This window comes from Rossellomorea sp. NPDC071047, assembly GCF_050270195.1.
In the GTDB taxonomy this organism is placed as follows: domain Bacteria; phylum Bacillota; class Bacilli; order Bacillales; family Bacillaceae_B; genus Rossellomorea.
Window position 1 is genome coordinate 72,142 of sequence record NZ_JBNNJT010000008.1, and the last position, 25,893, is coordinate 98,034.

The following is a 25,893-nucleotide window of genomic DNA, read 5'->3' on the forward strand; positions in this document are numbered from 1 at the left end:
TATGAGAAGAAACCATAAAAACAAGCTCCGGCTATCAATCCTTCTTTGTGTTTTACTTATTGGGCCATTATTTATCAATATAAAAGCTTACGCTTATATCGATACCTATGAACCCAATATTAAAAAAATGAACAGCTGGATTAGTCCTTCACCAGAAAGCTTTTACACAATTGAAAGTTTCGCTCTGTCTGATTACCTACATTATAACAACTGGAAAGTAGAAGTGGATGGAGCTATTAAAGGTGAAATGACTTTAATGAGGCCAGTATCAGACTCCTCTGCAGGAAGAACATTTGCGCACCCATCTCAATTGAAAGAATGGGGGAAGATTTTTAATGGTAATCCAGATTATGTTGAAGAGCGATTAAATTCAATCTTGACTCGAATTGTTCATAATGTCACGGGTGAGCCCATATATAGAGCATATTCTCGAGACATTGCAAGTGCATCTGGTGCCTTACTTTCTATAAGGGGAACTGGTGAAAGCGACTCCTATGGTAACCAGTACGGAATCGTAGAAGTAAAAACTACGCCTTTCCCAAAAGCTTCAATCTCAGCTCCAAAGAGTGTATCTGCAGGTAAAGAATTTATTGTGAAAATATCGGGTGAAGAATTTGAACCATCCTCCACAGATATGATTTCGTATAATGTGTCTGCAGACAGTACATCTCTACATTCTGGTGTTAAATATGTTAACAAAATTTCTGATAAAGAGATTGCGGTTGTCATTGATTCACCTGGTACTCGGACATTAAACCTTGTTATAACAGATAAGGTACAACGATCAACCAAAGTATCTACGGTGATAAATGTTGTAGATCCGGACAGTCCGCCAGTCGATCCAGAGCCACCCCCTGCGAAGGACAATGAACCACCAGTAGCTTCGCTATATACGGAACCAAAGATTTATTGGGTGGAGCAAGCTGAGTTCTTAGATAACTCATATGATACTGATGGGGAGATTGTATTTTCTGAAATCTCAGTAGATGGAGAAGTTAGTGGCGCATCTAAGAAATTTAGCCGTGTAACTGAACCAGAGGAGCATACTGCAAGTATATACGTTGTAGATAATGTCGGGGCTTCTGATGAAGATGAAAAATCATTTACTGTACTCCCGACCACTCCTACAGCAGAAGTACAAATTGAAGGGACTTTAAAAGAGAATCGAAGAGTTCTGTTAGATGCTACTTATTCAGACAAAAAATCTCCAATTGATGTAGCTCCAATTGATTACAGCAAAACCAAGTGGTCAATTGAACCGGTTACTCCAGGCATTAATCCTTCAGGGATTAAAATCCGAACTAGTGGAGATAAATCAAAGCGGGAGTTACTTTTACGAGAGGCTGGTACATATAAGCTTTCAACCACAGTAACGAATGTATTTGGTGAAGAGAGTAAACCATTTGAAAAAGAGTTCAAAATTGTTAAAGATGAAAAACCAATAAATCAATTTACTGTTTCGACGGCCAAAGCTATTCGCGATAAAAACCAGTCGAAAATCGCTTCCATTGAACTAAAAGATACGAGCTATTCTCCTGACGAAGATATCATCAAGCAACGCATTTATTATGTTGAATATGATACTAACAATGATGGTTTTTTCGGAACACCAGAGGATGGTGGAAGGAAAGTAATATCAAATGGCAATAAGCAAGAAATCACCTATCAAACTGATAAGGTAGGTAACTACCGTTTTAGCATGGAAATCGTTGAAGATTTTGGACAACCAACTTTAAAAGAATTCATCGATGATTCACACTACCGTAGAGATATTTCAGAAATGTTGGATTCCAGCGGGAAAGTATCTACCTATCAAAACCCTTTAAACTTCAACCTACGGGATAAGGACAAAAGCGTAGAGGTCATTAATGTTGCCCCAATCATTGATTTTGGGGTTAGGAGAAATAATAAAATTGACCTTATCTTGAACTTTGGTGGGATGGATGTAGCTACTCTCGAACACAAAACAGGGAGTTCTGGTTTATCTGATGGTGCATATTATGACCATTATTATTATTCCTTGGACGAAACGGATAAAAACACCTTATCTTCTCTAGCTTCAACCATGGAAGCTAACCTGCTGCAAAAAGGAATAGACGCAAATGTCATAATTGATAACTCTTATTACCATCAAGAAGACACAGATGGTGAAGGGATACGAAATATAGCCGATTGGGGTTATGTAGATCGAGGATCATATTCTTACAGCAGTTATTCGGGAACAAGCCCATATAGTGGAAGTTGGGAAGTGATTAGTTCATCTTCTGAACCAATAATTGGGGTCACATGGTGCTACCTTGATAATAGGCCAAGCGGTGGACAACTGCACAGCCACCCGCCACCTTGTACAGATAATTCGAATGCTGAATATGGTGAAGTTGGGACTCAGTATTATGCGGACCTAAGAAAATGGTATTCCAATTATCAATACGAAATCGTCGGGAGACATAATAGTGGAATTAACTCAACTGAGAAAATAGATACAACAGATTTCACTAAATCCTTCGTTGACCAGACGTATCGTCCTGATGCCCAAAGAATTTATATGAGGATGGACAATACCCCTTGGTCATGGAGCTCTGATGCCACAAAAGTATTTACAATGATCGATAAAGCAAAGCAAGAAAATGTGTACTTTTGGAATAAGGCAGCGATCCTTAATAAATTCAATGCTGAAACATTAATAAGTGGGAACAATGGACTTGGTAAGTATGACATCTATGATACTGCATACTTGTATGCAAACGTAAAGGACGTTGAAAACTACATTACAAACAAGTATATGATTGAAGAAAATCCTGAATCCATGACAATTGTACTTGGAGATGAAGTAGATTACACGACAAAGTATTCTGACCATGAGGATGACCCCGAGCTAAAACGAGAATGGAAATTTAATCATGATCCAACTCAGATTAATGGGAGGGTGATTGATAATCAACCGGCCGGGCCTATTCCTCAAAATAATCTCTATATAAATTCTCCTCTTCAATTTACTGAGGTAGGGACCTACAAAGTTCAATTAAGAGCCAAAGACAACCCAGTCTATGATAGTGACATAAGATTTAATAACTATCAAAAATGGTCTGATGAAGAGGTACAAAGAGAATACACCATCAATGTTCATAGAAGACCAATAGCCGACTTCACGTATACAGTTGACCCTACTACACTAGGTTTAACTCTCGATCCGGCTCCGAGTTATGACCCTGATCATGAGACAAATCGGGCTGATAAAGGGATTATTGAGTATACATGGGTAAGCTATACAGTCGATGGAAACGAAGTATCTGGACCACCTCCGAGCACTCTAGAAGTAAATAAGGACTATGATGTGACGCTCAGAGTAAAGGATATTGATGGAGCATACGGGGTTGTAACAAAAAGGATCAGTACTCAAGGTTTTAACATTAAGCCCGTAGCAAAATTCGATGTTTCGAATCTCGTCCTAACGGACCAACCGTTAAACATTGTAGACCGGTCATATGATCCTAATGGAGATCCGCTCACCGATTATGAAATAACCGTACGGGAAAGTGGAAATTCAACCATTCTAAGGACTCTAAGTTCGTTCCCTTCTAATTTTGACGAAATGGGGCTGGGAACAGGAACATATACGATTGGATTAACTGTTAAAGACATACCAAAAGTACCTCCACAGTTGCAATCGGACCTATTTGAAAGACAGATTAATGTGGTGAAAAATGATCCCCCGGTTTCAAAATTCAGTTTGTCTCCTAATCCTATATTGGATAATCGACGTGCTGATTATAAAGATGAATCGTACGATCCAAACAACCACCCATTAATAAATTACTCTTGGACAATCGAACAGCTAGATGCCAATGGTGTAATCTTAAAATCTTGGAATACAGGTTCTCCACCTAAAGACTTTAGTCTATATGGGGTTGGGAAGTATCGAATCACACAAACCATTTTCGATAATCCACCCTATCCATTGCCATCTCTAAAAGGAGAAAGCTCAATAATTGTGAATGTCGCAAAAGGACCGAGGAATCCTTATCCTAATTTTGACTTCACTCCGGTAAGCCCAGTAGCAGGAGAAAAAATCCAATTAAATCCTGATTCGTCTTATGATGAAGATGGAGAAGTAATAAGATGGGAATGGAAAATCACAGATCCTTCAGGAAATATAAGTACTTCAACAAGTGAATACCCGTCTATAGTAAACGCGAGAGAAGGCCAGTATACAGTGTCCCTTCACGTTTACGACAATGACAACCTAAAATCAGTAAATCCGAAGGTACAGACGATTTCGGTAGATACCAAGCCTCCTAATATTCCACCAGTAGCAAAGTTTACATGGGATCCTTACTCTCCCTTCGTTGGAGAAGAGATTGAACTGAACCCAGATTCAAGCTTTGATCTCGACGGTGAGATTGTTTCTTATAGGTGGTATTTCAGAAATGGAGGTACCATTAAATCATCCACTGAGCGTTATCCTAGTCTACTAATGGATAAAGACTTCTATGACGTTCGTTTATATGTAAGAGATGATTCTGGTGAAGAAGCAACCATTTTGCAAAGAGTAAATGCCAATATAGCAAAGCTAGACAGCTTAGTGACGCATACACCAGAATGGTCGGAAAAGTGGGTGAACAAAGGCTTTGATAAAGACGTAAATACATTTTATGCGGGTGAAAAGTTCGTAATTAATTTAAAATCAAGCCCTGCAGCATTTGTTTGGGGTGAGGTGGACTTCGGTGGTAGTGTAGGGAAAATTGATATTCCGAAGACAAATTTTAAGTTGGTTTCTACTTCTCAGTATGAATATGTATGGTCAGTAGAACTGTGGAAGGAAGAGTTTAACACGATACCCGAAGGAGAGTATATGTTTAACTTTCATTCAATGCATCCAGTGAATTCTCCTTATGTTCAAGCCAATGATTCTTATATCATTGAGATAGTGGACAATACGGGCTTAAATTTCCACAGAAGATATTAATTAGTGTGAGTACACCGGTTTGTGCTGGTGTACTCTTTTTTGATCGCATTCAGTAATAGAAAACTAGTAATGGAGAGTGTAACATGGAAATTTTAATGGATTACAATTCTGCAAAGAAACTGGTTGAGGTGTATGGATGGTCTTACTTTTTAAAAATGTTTAATAAAAAGTATCCTGGATACAGACTGTATTCTGTTAGCAAGGCTTGGTTTGAAGAGCGAAAATATATATGTAAGCTTAAAGGAGGCGGCGGAGACATCATTATTAGGTGGTTTAGTAATTAAGATTATTTTTTAGTTGATTAAAAGAGTAAAAGCCTTACATCGAATTCAATTACTTAAGGGATCGTTGGCGACAAAGCCTCTGATCCCTTTTGGTGTCAAATAAGTTTTGTAAAAAGCTTATTTATTTTTTGAGTTTTTTTCTTCTTTCTCTAAAGTATCTACAATTTTCTGGATATAATTATTAAATTCTAAATCTGTACCTTTATTGTGACGGCCATCGTATGTAGAGGAATTTTGATTATATTTAGAGTATTTAGGGAATATTGCAAAAGCTCCTCCTGGGAACTGTCTGTCAACAATTCGAGCATGCTTTGGTATTGGAATGAAGTCTCCATTTTCATCGTAGCCTAAGTGATCCATTTCCCAATGAGCACGATCCACATAGCTCCCAGGTCCAATCTCTAAAACTTCTTCTCCATGAAAGCTCATCTGCCACTCTACTTGTCTATCTGACTTGGATTTAAATCTATCATCGAGTTTTTCATCATTATCCTCTTTAGTGGGTTGTTTATAGACTCCACTTTGTTCGAATGGTAAAGTATCTATGCGAAAATACCACCATTCGGGATTATCTCCTACAGCGTGAAATGAAACAGAACGAGGCTTTACAATAATTGTAGAAGAACCGAAACCTAACTCTATCTTTCCATCTTCAGTAGAATCAACTGCATTTGTTAAATCAAGACCTCCGCCAGATGGAAGGAAAGTGTGGTTCAAAGCTTTTGATTGACCAACTTTATTAAGCAAATCAAGAATATCATCTAGATTTGTTAATGTTTTTGAAGTAGGAACATCACCAAAGATCTCTATAACCATATTGCTCCATAATTGCAGTTCTTCTGCTTTTGTTTCTAGGTATTGTTTTTGATAATCGTTCACAGCATTACCTCTCCTATCTATGAAATAAAATTAATACACTCACTACAAACAAATTTTACCATATCTTTTTTGATAATTCTCTATTTGTTTAAATAGTTCACATTACCCGGTACCTATTATGCAGCAATTCTAGTCTGTCTTCTTTATTTCTTTTAATCTTCATATTTTGAGAGAACTTTTGTATTTTCCTCATGCAATCCTTATACAAAATCTTTTAATAGTGATTTATCCCACAAATGAACAGCATGATCATTCTTCTCAAATTCCTTTTGAAGGTATATCTGAGTGGTTTCAATCTTCTCATGGCCAAGACTCCTCATGATCCGGTATACATCTGCACCACTATGGTACGATATGATGGCAAATGAGTGCCGTAACGTGTGGGGTGCAATTGGATTCAAGCGGTTCTTTACACAATCCAGCCCAGTACGTTTCACTGCTTTATTAATGTAGCGTGATAGGTATGTGCTGCGGTAAGCGTTCCCTTCACTATTAATAAAGAGTGGGGAGACATCATTACGGTTCAATGTCGTCCCTAAGCCCCGGGCTTTACGAAATTCTACAATGCTATCAAAGACTTTAGGTTTAATAGGTACAGTCCTTTTCTTATTCCCCTTTCCATGAATCCTCAAAAAATACTCTCGCCTGGCAGCATCATAAGATAGGTCGCATACCCTGGCATGACAGAATTCATTATTCCGAATTCCCGTTGTGATCAACACATGAAGAATCCCAAAGAGGATCGGATGGTTCTCTTCTTTAAAGAAATGTAATATTTCTAAGGCTTCACTTGGACCAAGATCCCGATCGGGTCTTTCATCGCTACTTACGGTGGCTGAAGCCATTCTAGCCGTTAAATCCGTTACCACATAGTCATTCTTATAAAGGAATTTCAAGAAGCTCCTGATGATAGAGGTCTTTCTCGCGATGGTTGCTGCAGCATATGCCGACTTTCTTCCATTAATATAGGGTTCCCTCTGAACCATCCATTCCTGGTATCGTTTAATGTGGCGTGGAGACAAACTTTTAAAAAGAGATCCTTCCTTAACATCCTCAATATCAATGTCTATTTCATTAGCATAACTGACAATGTTCTTCGCAAAATTTAACAGTTCGCGAATATATTCACGTTTTGTACCGTCCGACTTGTTTTTATTCTGATCAACGTTTTTTTGATGGTGCACATAATAGTAAAGAACTTCTTCATCCGTAAAATGAGAAAAAGGAGGTAAATCATTTTTTTCCGCATCATCAATTTTTTTCTCCAAGGTGGGATAATGATCCAAGGTTAAAAAATTTTCTGCCACAGAAATTGAATTCCTCTCCATAAATAAATTTGAATCACCATTAGATAAGACAGTTCCCTTAGACATTATAAACCTCCCTATATTTTTTACTTTCTTTTATATTCATAAAATCATCTTTAATTATATTTACTATTAAATCTTCGATTTAACATTCTTAACTAATTCAATTATATCATCTAACCCAATTAAAATATGAAAAGGTGCAAAAAATTGTCCATTTGTTACACCATAATATAATAAGTTAAATTTATATATTTATATTTTTATAATACTATAGTTAAAAATACTTGAACTATAATACATTATAAAGTAATATATGGTTATAGTATCCTTTAGTTGAAAAATTATCCACTAAAGGATACTCAAAAAGTTAGAAAGGGTGTTTTGACATGAAAGCGGTACAAACAGTTGTGATGGATCTAGACAGAATTCAAGTGGAGGTAAAAACAACGAAAGGCATGACACAAGAAGAAATTCTAGAATTAGCAAAGAAAGAGGTTATCAATAAACTTTCAGAAGCTTTTCCTAGATTTTCATACTCTATCACAGAGGGAAGAACCATGTCTTTAGAAGAGGCAAAGCCCGGAAGAATTGTGAAGAGTAAATTAAGTGGGGAATTAGCCATTATTTTTGCGGTTAAACCTTCTACTAAGTTCCCAGTCTATGTAAAGTCCTCAAGAGAATCATATCGAGCCTTACCAACTGCATTTGAGCTTGTTACAGATCCAAAAGTAATTAATGATGTAATGTTTGGGAAGCAATTTGACTTTATGTGGCATGAAGGAGATACAGGTTATTTCCTTAATAAAAATACTGTCATACCAGTAGTGGTTGGTACTACCACTAGAGGAAAGACAAAAGTTATTGCACTTGATGTGAATTCAGAAGGTGCTTATTATTCACTAAGTGAAAGTAGCATGAATAGAATTTATGAATCTAAGGAAGACGCTCAGAAACACCTAATATAATCTACCACAAAGGGATATGAGCGGGGATAGGAAAAATATCGAGGGAACGCTAGTTGAAGGGGCGTGAACCTTATTTCAAACAAATTTGAATCTAAAAATAATTTGAATCATCCAAAAAGGAAAGTGATTGGTACATATAATTACTTCAATACTGAAACGAAGATATACTCTGTACCTAAATCCGATCCTTTATCAAAGCTAATTGGTGCCTATGTTGAAACTAAAATATCTAACGGCTCAGCTCAACGCCATAGGATTACAAATGTAGGTACTGACTTTAGCGGCAACATATTTCGTTTTATTTTTACAGACAGAAATATTGAAGAAGTCAATGCGACATTAAGTATTTTAAAGCAATTACAATACAAATATGACGAAACGATCCCTTTAGATAACCTTTACCAACCCTATATCATTTGTTTGGATTATAACGGCTTCGAAGAACTAAATGTATTTACTAAACAAGGAAAACTTATTAGACGATATAGTAATTAGCATTAGTAAAAATATATTTCACTTTATAAAGAGAGAGGGAAAGACTATGAAGGAATTATGGTTTTTGGGGATTGGATCCATTGTAATTTTATTGGCATTTGCTATTGCAACAGGATATTTCACATTTTCTGAATTTATTAACTATCTTCAGGTAGAAGGAATGTTAACTCCTATTGTCTTTATATTTGGGGTAGCAATTATGATCACTTTTTTGGGGTGGTTTATGAAAGCTTCCAAAAGAACCTGACAAGCTGGATGGGGTGAATTCCGCTCCAGACAAAAAGAAAATCAAATGTATTTAATGTAAATACAATGAGATAGAAATAAAAGTGGGGAGTGATGACCCCACTTTATTACTTAATGATGATGATGGATAATAGAAAAGAACTGTATTTGTGAAAATTTTTAATCAACTCACAAGATGCTTATTTTTTTACAGCATCCAGTAAAAAGCATAAATCAACTTAAATATCATTTTAAAAAAATAAAAATCAATACTACTATATTAGATAAAAGGGATTGAAAGATTTATATGGATTTAATAAAAAAAATGAGGCGTAAGGAGAAACTGGAGAGACTATTAAAAAAAGGTAAAAAATTCATAAATGTATTTTTCACCTTTATTATCCTTATCTGGGGCCTAATGCTGATTTATTGGACAATAACTAAACTCATCCCATTCGTTCTTAATGAATGGAGTTGAGTAATGGATCAGAACGATTTTTGAATATTAACAGGAAAGGAAATATTATGAAAAAAGAGAAAAGTGTTGAAGAGAAAAATAGTGAGAAATTAATGCTAAAAGCCCTAGGAGTAATAGTAATTTTAATTATTTGGAGCTTACCTATATTGAACCCTGGCCTATTCAATAAAATATTCCAATAATATTAAAAAATAAAAAAGTAGTTCGGTATCAAGGGGAGGACGCATAATGAAAAAAATTGAAGAAATAGTAAGTGAACTTTCAAATGAACAATTAAAACAAGGTTTCTCAGAAATCAACGCCTGGAGAAAAACAGGAGTGCTTTCAAATGGCATTATCCGTGAGATTCATAAGAAATATACAGAGCAAGGAGATGTGGATTATCCAGTATATTATATGGAAAACCCATTCTTGTATGAGATGGCTAGAAGGCATTATAGCGAATAGTGAACTTTCCAACCAGTTTTAATATCGACATATTAACGTAATTTAGGGTTTTGTAATGAAAAACGGTTTATAGCTTTGAGGAATAACTAAAAACAAATAAAGGTATGGAAGAAGGTTGAATAATGGGATATTATGACGATACCCATAATGGCAGCATTGCAAAAACCGCAATGAAAAAGAGAAAATCCGTGGAAAATAGACTTTTATACAAAGATATAAAACCGTCACTTATTAAAGCAGCTCTCTTTATTTCTATGGGCTTAGTTTTATTAGTTTCTGATAGAGTTAATCCGGATTATTCATTTATTGTTTTCGCAATTGTTGTAGCATTCATATGCATTTTTTATATTATGTACTTTTGCTTTGAAATTTTAAAAAAATTATAAGTGATCATAGTTGCGGATTACGATGATTCACCAGAACCATAATATGCACAAATAGGAGGGAAACAGATGGAAAAAATTGCATTTGAATGGGATAGCAAAAAACTATATTCAAAATTGATAGCTAGAAAGCTAGGAATCAGCAGTGAAAACGTTGTAGTAAAAGAGCATATTTATCACCCTTATGTAACTGTCTATACTTCATGTGGAGAATATAGAGTTGTATTCATAACCGACCTAGAAGATAAAGGGACATATATCGAAAGTTTTGTAAAAGTTAGTTAGTTTTATGCACATTCCGAGGAGAATCTGCTGAATCAGAAGACAATAAGTAACTGAAAGGTGGTTTTTAAATTAAAAGAGTATTTCGATATTCCAACTGAAACTCAACTTGAAAAAAGAGTGAGAAATATTATCGCAAATTGTAGTAACAGTGAATTAGAAGAACTTTTTCACAAAGCTATTTACAACATAAAATATTGCCCTACACCTAGCTTAGTACCTCAATTTAAAGAGGAAAAAAAGAGGATCTTAGAGGAAATGAAGAAAAGGAACATGACAACACTCACATTCTTCAATAAACTATTAAACCTGATAAAAAGTGGTTATTAAAGAAACATCTTGAATCATAGTTCGATGAGAATCTGCTGAATCGGCTAAGTTTGGGAGTGATCATGGTGAAAATTGATATAAAGAACAGTAAAGTGAGATTTTGTAAAAAGTGCTGCGGCAAAGGGATTCTAATGTACATGGAAGAATCGTCTAATATGCATAAACCTTGGACAGATTGTAAAGGAAAAGGCAAACTTATTTGTGATAAATAAACTTAACTGGCTTGTTAATCTACAGGAAGTTATGTTTAATAAGCTGGTAAATAATCATGGGGGTCTAAGTGGCGATATTTCAAGCAATTTCAATCCTAGGATTTATTATTATTTTGTCAATTGTTTATAAGTATTTTTTTACAAATAATAGATAAATGAATTTAAATATAAAATTTAGAAAGGAATGCGATTATGCCCCTTATTTAAACATTAGTACACCACAAATGTTAGGAGTTTTAGAATGGATAGCAAGAATAACCCTCATACGGAAAAAGCAGAACAAGAATATCTTACCACTCAAGAGGTGGCCACCTATTTAAATAGAAGCCTGGCTTCAGTATATAAATACATAAAAGAAGAAAAGCTGAATCCTATTTACGATCATAAATGGAGAATGAGAAAGACTAAATTGTTCAAAAAGAGTGATGTAGATCATTTTAAGGATGCAATTAAAAAGCCTGGGATTACTACATTTGAAGCTTCTAAAAGAGCCGATATTTCCTATGCAACCCTTATGTGGTTTATATACGAAGAGATCTTGCCAGCTAAAAAAATTGAACATCGTGGCAAGGAGCAATATTTCATCACTGAAGAAGATTTTAATGACTTTATTTCATCTAAACATATTAAAAATTATAAAGAGAAAAAAGAAAAAAACCACTTTGCGACTCAAAGTAACTACTTATTATTTCAAAGCTTTGTCCATCCCGAATCAAAAGAGCTGGCCCGTATAATGGAAATATTTCAAGATAATGAGAAAGTCGTCACTCAATCCGGCTCAACATTGACCCTAGATGAACTTTTATCACAAGGATTTTTGGAAAGATACTCTATACCTGAGATGGATTTCATAAATCGAAAAGGATATGCTACATTTCAATTTTTAAAACCTTATGATATCCAATCGACCATTTACTCTATCATTGAAAAGGTTTACCTTCAAGTAGGTCCCAAGAATGTTAAGATGAAAGTCGACCATGACTATATCTACGTAGACATAAAGCCTACTTTTGTAAACAATGTAAATAAAGAAGAAGTTCGTCAATTGCGACAGTTTATCCGCGACGGAAAAATTATAGATGAAGTGAATGGGGTATTTATTGACACAGATTTAGAGCCCTTAAATATTCACGTTCCATCAAAACTCAAGGCACTAATTCGTGATAAAGCAGCAGAAGAGGATACAACAATCGAAGAGGTAACGATAAAGGCCTTGCATGCTTATTGGAACCTAGAGGATTAAAAAATGAAACAATTAGATTTGTTTTCAGTACCAGTAGTAGAGGTAACTGTACCACCATCTAAGATTGATGATTTTGATCAACAAGCAGATGATTTAATTGAACATACTACTTGCTCAGTGTTAAATGATTACACTCTTAAGGTAAATAACCTGGTTCAAGTTTTAGACCCTCAAAAAAGTAATCAGGATATAGAAGATTATTACTATCTCAAAAAATTCTCCCTAAAAATCGGTACCATAACTAAAATCTATCAATGCTCTTATCAAAGGCTATCTTATGAAGTCGACTTTAACGGGACCGTAGGAGTATTTTATAGTAAAGACCTTCTCCTAATGCATAACAAAACTTAAGTGGAAGGAGATTTCAGATAATTCCATGGGTATTTTTCATAAATGTCAAAAGTGCAATAACAATGTTCTATATTCAATAATTATTCGCAAAGACGGAGGAATTAGTAAAGTTTGTGAAAATTGCTATGAAGGAGAGGTTAAAGTAAACACAGGGTTTCAAGGGAGAAGCACTCCCCAATCTTTAACTCCTATTGAAGTAACGGTCGATAATAAGGAGTATATATCACTGATCGATTCTAATGGTCACCTAATCAATACAAAAGATTTATTATTATTAGCAAATAAAATAATTGAGTTTGCAAATTTAAGTGAGATTGACGAAGCCATTGAAGTAGAAAATGACTCTCAATTTTTAAGTCACTCACTTGGGTTAGAGAAAAATGAAAATGGATTATTTATTATTCCGAATGACTTTGTAACTGTAGATCGTCGAGAATTTAATATAGAAAAACGGGCATGGTCCTTTAAATGTGGAAATTGCAACGAGAAAACAGGGACTAATACACACAAATATTATTTTCTTGTGGACTTAAGTCAGCACCAGGCAATGATGAACAGGCAAGATCGAGCTTGTAGTCGAGACTGTGCCAATGTAATTGCGAAAGACTTTATTAATAGTGAAATCCCTAAAAAATTTTCACAATTAATTGCACCACTCGATAATTTTAAAGTACATGTAAGAAATTAGAAAATAGATTGATTGACAAATACAGGTTTCTTTTCGAATAAAAGATAAGCCTCTTAATGAAACTCGAAAATAAGTGCTCTTGAAAAAATATTATGGAGGTAATTATAATGTATTTTACTACTAAAAAGCACCAGGACAACTTCATGTTATTACTGTATAAAAACAGGTCCAGAAAATCGGACAAACAGTACCTTGTAAATTATTATATAGCAGCTGTCCCGGAAATTTTTGATTTACTTGATTTGAGCGATAATGAAACAATTCTAAACCCCCTTTACTTTTTAATGGAATGGGATGATGAAGTGAAGTGCCAAATTCCTTCGGCTCCTGGGCTTACAGGTACTACGAGGTATTTATTGGAGATAGGTCTTTCCCTCTTCAATGGTCATAAGTGCGACCTAGACTATAGTCTCAGTGAAGATTTCGCTCAAGTTGTAATTCAAGCTTGTAAGATACGGTATGGATTAACTGACCCTTTGTCAGGAGGTATTGCACAATGACAGAAATGAAGATCACTCAGAAGAATATTGATGGTGATACAGAATTAGAAGTTCAATTGAAAGGGAAGCAAGATGACCGATTATCTATCCTTTTAGAGTCCATTAAATTTCTTATGAGTCAGATTGATTTAAAACATATTTGCAATGAAGATGAAGAACTATTTAATAGTGCCTCGGAGCAATTACTTCTTTCAGTAGCTGATTTAGTGGGATATGAAGATTATTATTGGGTGCAGGTACCGGATTCTGAAAAGGAATATAGTGAAGACGAGGAATTAATTGTTTCCAAACAAGCTAAGATTCAACTTCTAAAACACATGATTAACAAGTTGGAAGACGCATCAAGATAAGGGAAGTGTAAAAGACTATGGCCAAGAGTACAATAAATATCCAGGACAATTTACTGAATCAAGTAAGAGCAAAAAAAATCCCGGTAACCATTTTCTTAACAAGTGGTTTTCAGATGAATGGAAATGTTGAATTCTTCGATGGTTTCACAATATTATTAAATGTAAATGGTCGCCAGCAATTAGTATACAAACATGCTATTTCAACGATCATTCCTAGGAATAAATTTCAAGTAAACCTATAAGGAATTATAATCCTGATCAATTTGCGAATATGTTATAATTAAAGCAAATAAATAATACTAAATGGGAGCCCCCCACTTTATTTAGAGAGCCTTTATGCTCGTCTATTTAAGGTGGGGGGCTTTTTGAGCGGAGGTTAAAATGGACACGTATGAGCAGCGGCTGGAGATTAAGAAAAGACAAGCGAAAGTACAAGCAATTATAAATCATACTGTTGAAGGCGAAGGATATATAAACGCAACATCAAAAGAATGGAAGAACATTGTCTTGAAAAAATTCAACCATATACAACGGAAGGAATGGACCATTGAAAAACTTGTTGATCACATAGAAGCTGAAGGAATCACATTCAATCAATCAAAAAGCCTAATTGTTTATCCGGTCCGGGAATGTCTGCTTTACATCTCAAAAGTCGCTAAAAAACCACTAGAATTGTAGATAGGAGAAAAAAATGAAGTTTTTAAGTTCAGTATATATTGCATTGGGGATCCTTTCTCTAACAGCATGTTCAATTCCAAAAGATGAAATAACACCCGTCAATTATGAAGAAAATCCAGTTGTAACCGCTAATTCAAACTTAGATGAGAAATTGAGAAATATCGGGGAGGGTGCGTTTGATGCTGAAGTTTTATCAATAACCGACGCCGATTCTCTCTCTCTAACAGAAATAGCAAAAAATGAACCTGGAAAAATAAATGAGTCGGGAGAAATAAAGATTAGATTATTAAATGTTGACGCACCTGAATGGACAAAAGAAAAAATGCCCTATGGAGACCAAGCAACAAAGAGAGTAAAAGAATTGCTTCCAGTAGGAACCAAAGTGAAGGTGTTCTATGACAAAGGGAACAAGACTGATAAGTATGGCAGGAGCTTAGTTTACCTCCAATTGGATACAGGAGAGTTACTTCAGCAAGTCCTGTTAAGAGAGGGCCTAGCTATGACAAGATACGTGTATCCCCCAGGAGTAACCATGATGCCCGAGTTCAAAGAAGCTGAGAAGGAAGCACGTAAAAAGAGACTAAAGATATGGAAAGTAGCAGGTTATGTGACAACCAACGATGGGTTTAACCCTGAAGTTATAGAAGGACCTCTTTCTACAGATAACTTAAAGGATACTGCAAAAGAAGTAATAGGAGATACTGTAGATGATACAGTTGAGAAATCTTTAAATGAAACCCTAGGTAAAGAAGGAGGGGAAGCAGCAGACGATTTATTAGGAGATACAATTGAGGGACTAATTAGTGATGGCTTAGACTCAATTCTTGAATAGCATATAATTAGTCAAATTAAAAATCTAATGATAATATAGGGGAACATACTTTCTAGGAGGATATTACATATGAATAAAACAGAATTAACAAACAATGTTGCTGAACAGGCTGAAATCTCTAAAAAGGATGCTGCAACAGCTGTAGAGACGGTATTCAATAAAATTCAAGACTCTTTAGAAAATGGTGATAAGGTCCAAATTGTAGGCTTCGGTAATTTTGAAGTAAGAGAACGTGCTGCAAGAAAAGGCCGTAACCCTCAAACTGGTGAAGAGATTGAAATCTCAGCCAGCAAAGTACCTGCATTTAAGCCAGGGGCTCTCTTAAAAAATGTCGTTAAAAATAGCTAAAACTCTTATTATTGAGAATATAATGTAGTATTTTTTTAAAAATGCCTCCCCATAATGGGGAGGCATTTAATAATTGAATAGAATCTAGGTATATGATCATTATATAAACTTATACCTATATATGTAATTCAAAAATATTCGGTGTCCTTAAATAGCCCCGTTTTGTAAGACCTCTCGATTTTACAATTGCTCTGATCGCTTTTTTAAAGGTTGATTTTACGCTATCCTCTATTTCTACAGTGCTATTTTTATATATTTGATTACGTTGTTCCTTGGTTGCAAATTCAATTACTCCAGCTGGCTTTAGTCCCTCATCTGTAATAAAAGAACATAGGTATCCGAATTCCCTTTTTCTCATACCCGTGATCATTACTTCAAAATACTCATATCTTACAATTTTAAGGAAATCATCCGTTCTTTTTGCTGGATGGTATAGCCCCTTTTTATGTTTAGCAACACACCCCTCTAATTGGAGCTCTTTTATTTTATTAAAGAACGCCTGGCCCTCAGTATCGACATAAGACACCGTTTGAATGTGGCCTGTAGGTAAGAGCGCTTCTGCCAGTATTCTCTTCCTTTCCATTAATTCTAAGTGAAGGAGTTTTTCCTTTAAGAAAAGAATATCAAACACCATAAAAATAACCGGATTGGACACCATGGCCAGTTTTATCTTAAATTCATTCGTTAACCTAAATCGATTCATCACCAATTCCCAATCATCTTTACCTGTCTCTGGATCTATACAAATTAGTTCTCCATCTAAAACAATATCACTCTCTGAATAAAAAGAATGAAGCTCAGGGAACCTTTTGGTACAATCCGTTTTGTGTCGGGTATAGAGTTTTAAGTTACCATTAACATAAGAAAGTTGAAGCCTTATACCATCAAATTTCCATTCATAAATATGATTAGATGATGTAAAGGGATCCGAAGACATTAATAACATCGGCCATATAAATGACATTGGGCTGCCTGTTACTTTGATACTTTTACTTTTTTAACAATTTTATTTTTCTTCTTTTTCGCATGGCTTGCAAATAATTTAATGTCCTCTTTTGATATTCCCTGTTCCACTAATTTTCTTTGTTTCGACATAATAAATCCTCTCCCTTGAAATTTCTAATTTGATATCATTCTTGTCTATTTTTTTAATTCTTATACGTTCTTAATCTCTTCCCTTCTGAATATCCATTAACTATATGACAATATGACTCTTTGACACTGAGATAAGTTGAAGAGAAGAGGAGAGAAGAGGGAGGAGAGAGAGGTTATGGCATTAAACCCGATCTTCAGGAAAGAAATCAGTAAAAAAGAAACTGAAAAAATAATTGGAAAACCAAAAGTTTCTAGTCAACCACGAAAGCAAAGAAGTGACAAAAAATACGATGTAAAAATCCCTTTGACTCCAGAAGAAAGGGAAGCTGTAAGAAGGATGGCCATGAGGAGTGAAGAATACCCCACCAATTTATGTACTGAATTAGTCAAAAGAGGGCTTCAAAGGGGGCTTCCTTTTCCAGTAGTGAATTACCCATCAGGTTCATCAAAATGCTATCCTGCAAAGCTTGAAAAAGAGTATATTGACTTAATTAATGATTGGCAAATCAAATGGGATTGTAGCCGCAAACAGGCAGCCCATCGAATACTTATTGGAATGTTAAAAGCGGCAGGTGAACTTAATGAGTGATACAACCCGTTTTAGATTGTATCGAGAAGGATTGAGGGATGTCAGCTTTCGGCCGGAAACATTTACCGATCGGTTTCTAAGTGGCTTATTCAATAAGTTTTTTTCAAATGTAGGAGAAAAATATAAAATTACCATTCCAGCTTCAATAATACTGAGAGCAGAACTATTTTGCGATGACGTAACTCAAGAAAGCGGTATACACTTTACCTTCCATGATCTAATGGAAATATTGCTTGAAGACTTCTTAAGAAGTATACGAAGGAACCCTGATCCCACACAAATTTACCAAGGGTTGAAAGCTAGGGACCAACGGCCACCCTCAATTAATTCTTACCAGGAGGAGGAGTCTGAGTACGATGCAAGAATGTCGAACAAATCCAAAAGAGTAAACATTCCCATCACTTTAGACAGGCGAAAATCGCTTAAATTTGAAGTATTCCTTGCGGATTTAGAAGAAATTTATCCTGAATCCCCTTTCTATGTTGAGGATGTACTGGAGATACTATTATGTGACTTTATTCATTGCTATAAGAACGGTCTGCTGGGACAAGCTTTTAACGAGATTGTTAAAATGATTAAAGAAGAAGATGAAGGATAATTAAACGAAATTCTAATTTAATACAGTTATAGAAAGTACTTGAACTGAAAAACTTATTTTCGTAAAATCTTATAATATCTATAAGTTTTATAGGAAAAGGTTAGGTGGGTTTAAGTGACCAGCGAAGAATATACTCTTTATGCCCTTTGTGAAGAGTACCACAATGAGATTAGAAAAAATCTAAATGTAAGAGACACAGCGGTTCAGGTGGCCAGGAAAGTATTAAGATTCCTTACATTTTCTCAAATCAAACAGATTTTAAACGATATTCAAAAAATAAGAAACAGACATGGGAATGTTGGGGCTTATTTTTGTACTTTACTTATTCCAATATTAGCACCCATTAATATCAAATAATATTCAAACTTTTATTACCTTCATTAGAAATTAATGGTATAATTTAAGAGTATTTCGTTTTTCTTTTTACTTTTTTTGCGACCATTTTTGGTCAGCGGTCAACTACTAAACACAAGCGTCCTATGGGGCAAACTTTTCTCAAAGATTTTTTTCTTTGATGATTAAAGTTCACCTCATAAGGCGCTTTTTTTGTGTCTAAATTTAGTAGCCAATTAACTTTCCTTGGAGGTGAAGAAACACAATGGTGATCAAATTATTAGTGGCATTCGTGGTGGGAAGTCTTATCGGACTTATCAGGACTTCTTATGAAAAAAAAGGGCTGATGAAACCTAGAAATCTCAAAACAAAATGGGATTTAGGTTTCATTAGTGAGTGTATGTACAGCGGGTTAAGTGCAACGTTCTTAATTCTGCTTTTAGACCCCACAGGCTGGGTTCGTTTTGGTGTACTCGTTGCTATGGGAGCCTGGAGCCCTGAAGTTGTCTTTGCTATTCTTAAGCAATCCCTTATGAATTACAAAGACAAGCTACTCAAGCAGACAGACTCACTCCTCAATGAACCTGTAGAACAGAAACCTGAGAATGAAAAAGAAGATGGAGCATAACGCTTTGTCTTCTTAAAATTAAAAATTGGAGGCATTAAACATGCAGCAATCAATCCGAGTATTGGATCTACTTACAGAGGATGAGAAATTAAAATACGAAGCATTACAAGATCGCTTACTTACAAGTAACAATCACATTAGTGCCTGGATTTATAAGAAGAAACTTGATGAAGTTGTAAAAAGAGCAAAATCTCGATACTTACATAGTATTAGAGAGGTTTTCTAAATTTTTAACCACTGCCTTGCTATTTGAGGCAGTGGTTTTTTATTTGTTTGAATTGAATAATATGTTAAAATTAGGATAATAAATTTTGTAGAAGGAGGCGAGTTGGATGAAAAAATTCAAGGAGTTACTCACAAGCAATGAGTATACCAAGGTAAAAGAGCTTCAGAAATTAATGTTGGAAGTTGATTCATTTTCAAGTGTAGAGCGATATCAGAACGAGATTAGCGAAATTATTCAAAGAGCTAAAGAACGGTTTTATTCAGATAACCCATCATTAATTGAATTCAACCCTAAATCTCCTAAACATCCTTCTAGCTCCGCCAAAGAGTTATCTGTTAAAGACATCCTGAATGATAATGAACGTGAGGAAGTTGAATACCATGAAGCGAAGCTTCTAAAAACAATGTCTCCTATAGTTGCAAAGAAAGCTCGTTTAGAAATTGAAAAAATTTGCCGCACTGCTAAAGAAAGATACAACGGAATTGACAATGTGTAATATATACAAAAAAAGTATGAGGTTAAAACTCACCCCATACTTTTTTATTTGTTATTGAAACTCCCCGCAATATAAAAATTCCCCTTCTCATCTCTGTAACTCTCTGGATCTTTTTCTTTAGAGGGTTCGCCATATATTGTAGCCGGCTGCACTTTAAGAATCCTTTGACATTGCCAGCACCTGATATGCTTAGTGCCTTTTTTAATGTATTGGTTGGATTCTTTTTTGCACTGAGGACATTTATACCTACATTTATAGATGGGATTATTTAGAGAGTTATATTTAATACCGGTACCATAATAATTATCATTTTTAAATTCATACCTTGGATGATATCCATTGTTCAAAAGTAAATTGTTTTCAGGTATTTCAGATACTCTAATTTCATTATAAGTAGCTTCGTATTGATCTGAAGTTATTTTTTGATCGATTTTTGTTTTTGCCTTCCTAGGAACCTTTACTATTTCTTCCGTGTAATTAGTTTTTGAATCGATCTCATTAAAAAATTCTTTATAAGCTTTTCCACTTCGGTTATATATCTCCGCCATTTCCATAAAATCAACATCTAAGTCAAAGAATTTGAACACACCATCTATTAAAGCTAATTGATGGTGAGGATCAAGATTTGGCAGCTTTATTTCAGATTCCTTTTCTCCATCTCTTATCCTCATATATATTTCCTTAGACATATTTACACCTCTATATTTTAATATCCGACCTGATTTACTGTACTCTACTATACCAAAATGTGCTATACTTACAATATATTTACTTAACATTTTCTTTTATTGCAACCATTTTGATGGTTAGCGGTTTACTAACAAATTATTACCGTCTTTGGGCGATTTAGTGTTGGGTCTTGTATCCAACTGAATCAAACCCAGAGGCGTTTTTTTGTTTTTCAGTGGTGGTAAGTAAGTAAATAAACTATAGGAGTGTATGAATAGAGCAAAACTATTACCAAATATTACATGTATGCTTACTAAACGAAAAGATGAGAGCAAAAGAGCTATTTAGCCCTTTTGCTCTTTATTTTTAAGAAAGGGCGATTTGAGATGGAAACATACAAAGGCAGAACCGTAGCTGGAGGAGATAGAGTAGACGTTTATCGGAATTTAAATTCAAAATCTGGTAATTATAGCATCCGCTGTTCTAAGACCAAACTCGTCCTTGCTCATGCATCAACAGTTCAGTTAAAAGAGTGTACTTGTTATGTGCAGCAGAGTGGCCGTGAGAAGACTATTCGAGAAAAGAGGAAGAGAGTTCACGCATGGGTAAGTGGTATATTCCTTTCCGCTGAACAACCTATGACTGAAACTCTAACCAGAGAAATATTCTATAACCCATATACAACAGATACCTTTATTGATTCAGAGAAATCTGTCGTCACTCAACTTGAGTTTGCTCATTTTGAAAAGGATCGAGTATATAGTTATCCATCAAACCTATTAGTATAAGGAGGGAAAGGAATGAACTTTGAAATCATTAAAAATAAAGTGGAGTTACACGAAAATGAAATTGATTTCGGGGATTGTAGTTTCGAAACCTTGATAAAATTGAATTGTTATGGAGAACAAAAAGCCAGTAACCCCAATTCTTCTGTCCATGAAAAGTGGAAGTGTGCTTTAACAATGATTCGTAAGCAGATATCAATCCTCAAGAACACTGCTCCTTCAACGAACATTGAGGTTTTTTATGAAGAGGGATACCGCTGGAGTGTTCATGTAGCTGGGGAAGAAGAGTCTCGGGAGACAAATATTACTAAAGCTAACGCTATGCGTCTCGCCAGGTCCATTAAACGGATTGAGTTTAACATGAACGCAAGCATTACGGAGCAAAAGCTGTCAAAGCTAGAGAAGGTAAATAATATTAAACATCTTCATTCCACCTCTGAGACGTACTTTAACGCATATCAATATGGCAGTTAAATAGACGATTGAAGGTGTATATGATGGCGAGTTCCACGAGCTTAATCAATACCAATTATAAAACGAGTTAAGAGCAGTAAAGTGTCCTAATGACATCTTTATTGCTCTTTTTTTATCAAAATAAATTTATTCATTTAAAAAACAACTAAACGCGGAGGGATTTCTATGAAAAAAGCCATTCCATTTGAACTATTATTAGATTTTATTTCAATCGGGGATACGTCGGATGTAAAAGCCCTTGGCTTTGAATATGAAGGGCAACGTAAGTTTATACCTGGAATAGTAGGGAATGGATTTCCATTTACTATCTGGGTTTCTGAAAGTTATCCTTTTAAATTAATTACCCAAAACCAAGGTGGGGATTTTTGCATGTTCAACCATATCTTCGATAATAAACAAAATTATCGATTGGAAGATCTATTAGAGAGCATAAATTAAATTAATTTATAGAGAGTAGGGCAATAAGGGGGGAAATGACCACCTTATTGCTCTTATTCTATGTGGGGGACTAAAAGTGGAATATGGACAAATTTTATTAGATTTATCTTTGTTGGGTACAGAAAGGACTTACGGAGATTGGATTGTAACTCATAAAGGTGACCATTCATGTAGGTTACTTTCGGACCGACATTATTCAAGACGAAGTATCGGGGCAAAACAATTTACCCGCCCCGGTGAAAACTTAGTCCTTCGCACAGCTGATGGATCAGCAGTTTTTGTATCTTGGAAGTCAAAATTCAAGAGACGCGATCGATACAATCGAGCCTGGGAATGCTCCATATTTCGCAATGAAAATCCAAAACAATACCTAAGCAGCAACATGATTAAATACGCTTTATATGCCACTTATAAAGAATGGGGAGAATTTCCTGATGATGGTTATATTTCGTATGTTGATCCTGCTTCCGTCCAATCCAAAAACGCAGGATACTGTTTTGAACGCGCTGGGTTTGTCAGGCAGCCAGTGAGGAGTCAAAGAGGATATATATGTTACAAAACTGAGATGGCTTCCTTAAAACTAATTCTAGAGGAAATGAGCATTATTCACCACTTAGAGTTTAGCCAATATAACATATCCTTGGCACTAAACAGTGGAGAATTTATGGAAGCCTACGAATTTCAAGAGGCGGCCGAAGAGATGTATATTCGTTTATTTGAAATCAAAAAGAAAATGAAAGACCGTAAATTAAAGGCATGGAGTCAAGTTAACCAACCTATATCAAAAAAAGACCTAGACCTAATTACTGACCCTTATTCAAACTGGATGGCTGACAAGGACTATTTTGAAAGTAGGGGAATTTATATAGATTGGCATGATGACTTGAGACTAGATTCGGAGGTAGAAGTATAATGAATAAACCAAGGACGGGTTTTACAAAATTAGGATTTTCTAAAACCAATTTTAGCGCATGTAGTAATTGGAATTCTTGTTCTATGGGTAAGCTATCTTGTGTACTTGAAGATATAGATCCAGAAGCTAAAGAATATTGTAACTGTTATCAAAGACACCATAAAGATAAAATAATTAATCAAGAACCTGTATTCAAATTTAAAAACGAAGAACATTTTGTTTCAGCTATATATACGGCGAATAGAAGCACATCAGAGCTTCAGAATAATGAATCATGTATTCTGAAACCCACAAGAAACATTTCCGCTTGTACCGCGAATGTTTATTCTTTAAATGGCTGCTATAGAGGACGATTTCACCTATCAGATTTTCAAATAGAAGAACCAATTTCAGAAAAGGAAATTGAATTACTAAAAAATCAAAAATCGAGTGTTAATCTTGAAGTGGAAGTATTAGAACCATTGAATATTGAACAACTATCATTATTTTAAATTTAACAAGTTGTGTCCAATTGGACCAACTTGTTTTTTTTACACCACAAAGAGCCCTTTTCTCGTCAGAAAGGACTCTGAATACCTCAACCGGTTTGCCGCTACGTTACATACTCTATATGTACCTTTCGCTGGCGATATTGGTATTCCATCAGCTCGAGCTTAGTTTGTGGGTGAAACAGGAGACAGCAGGCTTGCCGGCAATTTAAAGATCTACCACTCCTACTATTAATATCTCTAGAAATTTCATTTTCTATACATACAAAACTGACATTTCTTCTTATAATCTATGACAATTAAAGATATATTTTATGACAATCGTTATTATATAAATTTGATTTACATCTGTTTATGTCATTGTTAGTTATAATTTAGATGAAACAATTTTTATTATTCTATGGTTTTAGTAATATGACATTGATATAATAAATTTATATTCACTTTCTTTTTTCTTTTTCTATTGCAACCTTCATGGTTAGCGGTTAACTATTAAATGTTAGAGCCTATGCGGTTCATGGACTATCTTCCATGCTCCACATGGGCTCTTTTTGCTTTTTGGGAGAAGGATCGGGACATATATTAAACATTGTTTGATTAAGACCATTACCAAGGTTGACCCTTGATAATGGTCTTTTTCTATATATTTATCAAACTTTTTGAAAGGGTGTTTTGGCATGTTAACAAAAAATAAATTGTATTCGAGGAATGATGTAGAAGTAATTGGTTTTGAAGAATGTAAGGAAAAAGAAGTTAACGACTTAATGCTGAAAAAAGGTTTATTGGCGTTAACTTTTAAAGGGAAGCACTACGTATTCATGCCAGTGGGATTAGAAATGCTTCAGTTTGCATTTGACTATGAAGGATTGAAACAACTAGTCAACACGGTGATCAATTGTACTCAGGTTCCATTTAAATATTTTGAATGGAACTCACTACTACTGCTGAATGTTTCCTTTAGCGAAGATGGCTTACAAGAGTTTGCAGTATATAAAAAAGATGATCAGACGGAGAAGTATTATAAATTTGAAAGTTACACCATTTCATGGATGACAGAGGATAGACTCAGTAGCCTACTTGTTAGTGCTGATCACTCGCCCATCCATCAAATAGAAGGGCTTGCTGGAGGCATTCCTTTACGAGAATGGAATGGTCCAGGTTCCCACATTTTCAATTTCGAACAATTTAAAAATTTTAAAAAAGAATTTAGCGAGTTTATTTCAACTTATTAATTTATAGGAGGACAAAAAAATGTTAATTAAAGAGGAGTTAATACGTTTTAGTGTAATTTCAATGAAAAATGATGAAAAAGAGTTGGCTTCTGATCTTAATTTGTACCAGGTTAGAGACTACATCGGGGACTTATTATGTTCGAGTCCTTTATCATTCCATCCGGTCCTACAAGAATACTGGAATGAAGATGAACTCTTTTTAGAAATCTTCATGCATTCAGACAACTGGGAGGATGAAGAAATTATTCAGGAATACAATAAACAAATCACAAAATGTGAGGAATTGGGTTTTGCAGACTTAGACGATGCTGCAGCAACCCGAAACATTCTGAGTTATTTGCAGGTGAAGATTGTTCAAACAATCCCTAACTGGAAAGAGCGCGTAAGTGAAAGTTTCTTTAGTCACCATATCCTTATTCCTCAACTTGATGAACCTAAGTACCATGTATTAAGGAATCCAGAAGGAAATGGGTGGGTAATTGGTGAGTTTTACACGTTTACTGGAGAATATGTGCCATTAGAAGAAGGTGTAGAGGAAGAACGGCTTACTTTTCCAACTGAATTTGAAGCAATGTATTATGTGGATTTTAAGTTGGTAAATCATAATTCTGAGAAGAAAGGTGATTCAATATAATGCGTTTCATCGAGTGGGCTCAGCAACAGAAAGACGCTAAGAAGTGCGG

At 35.0% G+C, this 25,893-nt stretch carries 35 protein-coding genes; 31 read left to right on the forward strand and 4 right to left on the reverse strand.

Annotated elements, in window-relative coordinates:
- The first annotated feature begins 1 nt into the window (after position 1).
- Entirely contained in the window at positions 2-4,966 is a 4,965-nt protein-coding gene (locus ACQKFO_RS21510; RefSeq protein WP_427600924.1) for a PKD domain-containing protein, read from the forward strand.
- Positions 4,967-5,049: 83 nt separating this feature from the next.
- The gene (locus tag ACQKFO_RS21515) at positions 5,050-5,250 is read left to right on the forward strand and encodes a hypothetical protein (protein ID WP_427600926.1); all 201 of its coding nucleotides are present in this window, start codon (positions 5,050-5,052) and stop codon (positions 5,248-5,250) included.
- 117 nt (positions 5,251-5,367) lie between these two features.
- Here ACQKFO_RS21515 and ACQKFO_RS21520 read toward each other — a convergent pair whose 3' ends face one another.
- Positions 5,368-6,129: a serine/threonine protein kinase gene (locus tag ACQKFO_RS21520; RefSeq protein ID WP_427600928.1), complete on the reverse strand. Its 762-nt coding sequence runs from the start codon at positions 6,127-6,129 to the stop codon at positions 5,368-5,370.
- Between the two features lie 200 nt (positions 6,130-6,329).
- Positions 6,330-7,502: a tyrosine-type recombinase/integrase gene (locus ACQKFO_RS21525; RefSeq protein WP_427600930.1), complete on the reverse strand. Its 1,173-nt coding sequence runs from the start codon at positions 7,500-7,502 to the stop codon at positions 6,330-6,332.
- Positions 7,503-7,825: 323 nt separating this feature from the next.
- Between ACQKFO_RS21525 and ACQKFO_RS21530 the strand changes: the two genes are divergently transcribed.
- The 16 genes from ACQKFO_RS21530 (at position 7,826) to ACQKFO_RS21605 (ending at position 16,246) form a co-directional block, all read left to right on the forward strand.
- Positions 7,826-8,404 (forward strand): hypothetical protein, encoded by a 579-nt coding sequence (locus ACQKFO_RS21530; protein ID WP_427600932.1) that lies wholly within the window; start codon positions 7,826-7,828, stop codon positions 8,402-8,404.
- 63 nt (positions 8,405-8,467) lie between these two features.
- Positions 8,468-8,899: a hypothetical protein gene (locus ACQKFO_RS21535; RefSeq protein WP_427600934.1), complete on the forward strand. Its 432-nt coding sequence runs from the start codon at positions 8,468-8,470 to the stop codon at positions 8,897-8,899.
- Positions 8,900-8,945: 46 nt separating this feature from the next.
- On the forward strand, positions 8,946-9,146 hold the full coding sequence (locus ACQKFO_RS21540) for a hypothetical protein (protein ID WP_427600936.1): 201 nt from the start codon (positions 8,946-8,948) through the stop codon (positions 9,144-9,146).
- Positions 9,147-9,649: 503 nt separating this feature from the next.
- Positions 9,650-9,784 (forward strand): hypothetical protein, encoded by a 135-nt coding sequence (locus tag ACQKFO_RS21545; RefSeq protein WP_427600938.1) that lies wholly within the window; start codon positions 9,650-9,652, stop codon positions 9,782-9,784.
- Between the two features lie 46 nt (positions 9,785-9,830).
- Complete coding sequence (locus tag ACQKFO_RS21550) at positions 9,831-10,049, forward strand: hypothetical protein (RefSeq protein WP_427600939.1); 219 nt, start codon at positions 9,831-9,833, stop codon at positions 10,047-10,049.
- A 122-nt stretch (positions 10,050-10,171) separates the two neighbouring features.
- Positions 10,172-10,435 carry a hypothetical protein gene (locus tag ACQKFO_RS21555; protein WP_427600941.1) on the forward strand — a complete coding sequence of 88 codons (264 nt, stop codon included), beginning with the start codon at positions 10,172-10,174 and terminating at the stop codon, positions 10,433-10,435.
- A 66-nt stretch (positions 10,436-10,501) separates the two neighbouring features.
- The gene (locus tag ACQKFO_RS21560) at positions 10,502-10,717 is read left to right on the forward strand and encodes a hypothetical protein (protein ID WP_427600943.1); all 216 of its coding nucleotides are present in this window, start codon (positions 10,502-10,504) and stop codon (positions 10,715-10,717) included.
- Between the two features lie 780 nt (positions 10,718-11,497).
- Positions 11,498-12,499, forward strand: a complete 1,002-nt coding sequence (locus ACQKFO_RS21565; RefSeq protein ID WP_427600945.1) for a helix-turn-helix domain-containing protein — start codon at positions 11,498-11,500, stop codon at positions 12,497-12,499.
- A 3-nt stretch (positions 12,500-12,502) separates the two neighbouring features.
- Positions 12,503-12,850: a hypothetical protein gene (locus tag ACQKFO_RS21570; RefSeq protein ID WP_427600946.1), complete on the forward strand. Its 348-nt coding sequence runs from the start codon at positions 12,503-12,505 to the stop codon at positions 12,848-12,850.
- Positions 12,851-12,875: 25 nt separating this feature from the next.
- On the forward strand, positions 12,876-13,538 hold the full coding sequence (locus tag ACQKFO_RS21575; protein ID WP_427600948.1) for a hypothetical protein: 663 nt from the start codon (positions 12,876-12,878) through the stop codon (positions 13,536-13,538).
- Positions 13,539-13,645: 107 nt separating this feature from the next.
- Positions 13,646-14,038, forward strand: coding sequence for a hypothetical protein (locus ACQKFO_RS21580; protein ID WP_427600950.1), 393 nt, complete (start codon positions 13,646-13,648; stop codon positions 14,036-14,038).
- Entirely contained in the window at positions 14,035-14,388 is a 354-nt protein-coding gene (locus tag ACQKFO_RS21585) for a hypothetical protein (RefSeq protein WP_427600952.1), read from the forward strand. The genes ACQKFO_RS21580 and ACQKFO_RS21585 overlap by 4 nt, the downstream gene beginning before the upstream one ends.
- 17 nt (positions 14,389-14,405) lie before the next feature.
- Entirely contained in the window at positions 14,406-14,630 is a 225-nt protein-coding gene (gene hfq / locus ACQKFO_RS21590) for an RNA chaperone Hfq (protein ID WP_427600953.1), read from the forward strand.
- Positions 14,631-14,769: 139 nt separating this feature from the next.
- Positions 14,770-15,066 carry a hypothetical protein gene (locus tag ACQKFO_RS21595; protein ID WP_427600955.1) on the forward strand — a complete coding sequence of 99 codons (297 nt, stop codon included), beginning with the start codon at positions 14,770-14,772 and terminating at the stop codon, positions 15,064-15,066.
- 13 nt (positions 15,067-15,079) lie between these two features.
- Positions 15,080-15,898 carry a thermonuclease family protein gene (locus tag ACQKFO_RS21600; RefSeq protein ID WP_427600957.1) on the forward strand — a complete coding sequence of 273 codons (819 nt, stop codon included), beginning with the start codon at positions 15,080-15,082 and terminating at the stop codon, positions 15,896-15,898.
- Between the two features lie 69 nt (positions 15,899-15,967).
- Complete coding sequence (locus tag ACQKFO_RS21605; RefSeq protein ID WP_427600959.1) at positions 15,968-16,246, forward strand: HU family DNA-binding protein; 279 nt, start codon at positions 15,968-15,970, stop codon at positions 16,244-16,246.
- Between the two features lie 115 nt (positions 16,247-16,361).
- Here the strand turns inward: ACQKFO_RS21605 and ACQKFO_RS21610 are convergent, their stop codons facing one another.
- Entirely contained in the window at positions 16,362-17,210 is an 849-nt protein-coding gene (locus ACQKFO_RS21610) for an ATP-dependent DNA ligase (RefSeq protein WP_427600961.1), read from the reverse strand.
- A gap of 306 nt (positions 17,211-17,516) precedes the next feature.
- Between ACQKFO_RS21610 and ACQKFO_RS21615 the strand changes: the two genes are divergently transcribed.
- The 6 genes from ACQKFO_RS21615 (at position 17,517) to ACQKFO_RS21640 (ending at position 20,211) form a co-directional block, all read left to right on the forward strand.
- A complete protein-coding gene (locus ACQKFO_RS21615; RefSeq protein ID WP_427600963.1) occupies positions 17,517-17,930 on the forward strand; it encodes a hypothetical protein in 414 nt (137 codons plus the stop codon).
- Positions 17,923-18,528 (forward strand): hypothetical protein, encoded by a 606-nt coding sequence (locus ACQKFO_RS21620; RefSeq protein WP_427600965.1) that lies wholly within the window; start codon positions 17,923-17,925, stop codon positions 18,526-18,528. Before ACQKFO_RS21615 ends, ACQKFO_RS21620 begins: the two co-directional genes overlap by 8 nt.
- 114 nt (positions 18,529-18,642) lie before the next feature.
- Positions 18,643-18,885, forward strand: coding sequence for a hypothetical protein (locus ACQKFO_RS21625; RefSeq protein ID WP_427600967.1), 243 nt, complete (start codon positions 18,643-18,645; stop codon positions 18,883-18,885).
- A gap of 241 nt (positions 18,886-19,126) precedes the next feature.
- Positions 19,127-19,489 carry a DUF4257 domain-containing protein gene (locus ACQKFO_RS21630; RefSeq protein WP_427600969.1) on the forward strand — a complete coding sequence of 121 codons (363 nt, stop codon included), beginning with the start codon at positions 19,127-19,129 and terminating at the stop codon, positions 19,487-19,489.
- A gap of 40 nt (positions 19,490-19,529) precedes the next feature.
- Complete coding sequence (locus ACQKFO_RS21635; RefSeq protein ID WP_427600970.1) at positions 19,530-19,715, forward strand: hypothetical protein; 186 nt, start codon at positions 19,530-19,532, stop codon at positions 19,713-19,715.
- 106 nt (positions 19,716-19,821) lie between these two features.
- Complete coding sequence (locus ACQKFO_RS21640) at positions 19,822-20,211, forward strand: hypothetical protein (protein WP_427600972.1); 390 nt, start codon at positions 19,822-19,824, stop codon at positions 20,209-20,211.
- Between the two features lie 44 nt (positions 20,212-20,255).
- On the opposite strand, the gene ACQKFO_RS21645 is transcribed toward ACQKFO_RS21640, so the two are convergent.
- Complete coding sequence (locus tag ACQKFO_RS21645) at positions 20,256-20,900, reverse strand: hypothetical protein (protein WP_427600974.1); 645 nt, start codon at positions 20,898-20,900, stop codon at positions 20,256-20,258.
- Between the two features lie 366 nt (positions 20,901-21,266).
- Here ACQKFO_RS21645 and ACQKFO_RS21650 point away from each other — a divergent pair, with 366 nt between their 5' ends.
- The 7 genes from ACQKFO_RS21650 (at position 21,267) to ACQKFO_RS21680 (ending at position 25,844) form a co-directional block, all read left to right on the forward strand.
- A complete protein-coding gene (locus tag ACQKFO_RS21650) occupies positions 21,267-21,668 on the forward strand; it encodes a hypothetical protein (protein WP_427600976.1) in 402 nt (133 codons plus the stop codon).
- Positions 21,669-21,680: 12 nt separating this feature from the next.
- Entirely contained in the window at positions 21,681-22,139 is a 459-nt protein-coding gene (locus ACQKFO_RS21655) for a hypothetical protein (protein WP_427600978.1), read from the forward strand.
- Between the two features lie 165 nt (positions 22,140-22,304).
- Positions 22,305-22,577, forward strand: coding sequence for a hypothetical protein (locus ACQKFO_RS21660; protein ID WP_427600979.1), 273 nt, complete (start codon positions 22,305-22,307; stop codon positions 22,575-22,577).
- 76 nt (positions 22,578-22,653) lie between these two features.
- Positions 22,654-23,490 carry a hypothetical protein gene (locus ACQKFO_RS21665; protein WP_427600981.1) on the forward strand — a complete coding sequence of 279 codons (837 nt, stop codon included), beginning with the start codon at positions 22,654-22,656 and terminating at the stop codon, positions 23,488-23,490.
- On the forward strand, positions 23,490-23,981 hold the full coding sequence (locus ACQKFO_RS21670; protein ID WP_427600983.1) for a hypothetical protein: 492 nt from the start codon (positions 23,490-23,492) through the stop codon (positions 23,979-23,981). Before ACQKFO_RS21665 ends, ACQKFO_RS21670 begins: the two co-directional genes overlap by 1 nt.
- Before the next feature lie 674 nt (positions 23,982-24,655).
- Positions 24,656-25,210: a hypothetical protein gene (locus tag ACQKFO_RS21675; protein WP_427600985.1), complete on the forward strand. Its 555-nt coding sequence runs from the start codon at positions 24,656-24,658 to the stop codon at positions 25,208-25,210.
- Between the two features lie 19 nt (positions 25,211-25,229).
- On the forward strand, positions 25,230-25,844 hold the full coding sequence (locus tag ACQKFO_RS21680) for a hypothetical protein (RefSeq protein WP_427600987.1): 615 nt from the start codon (positions 25,230-25,232) through the stop codon (positions 25,842-25,844).
- The last annotated feature ends 49 nt before the right edge of the window (positions 25,845-25,893 follow it).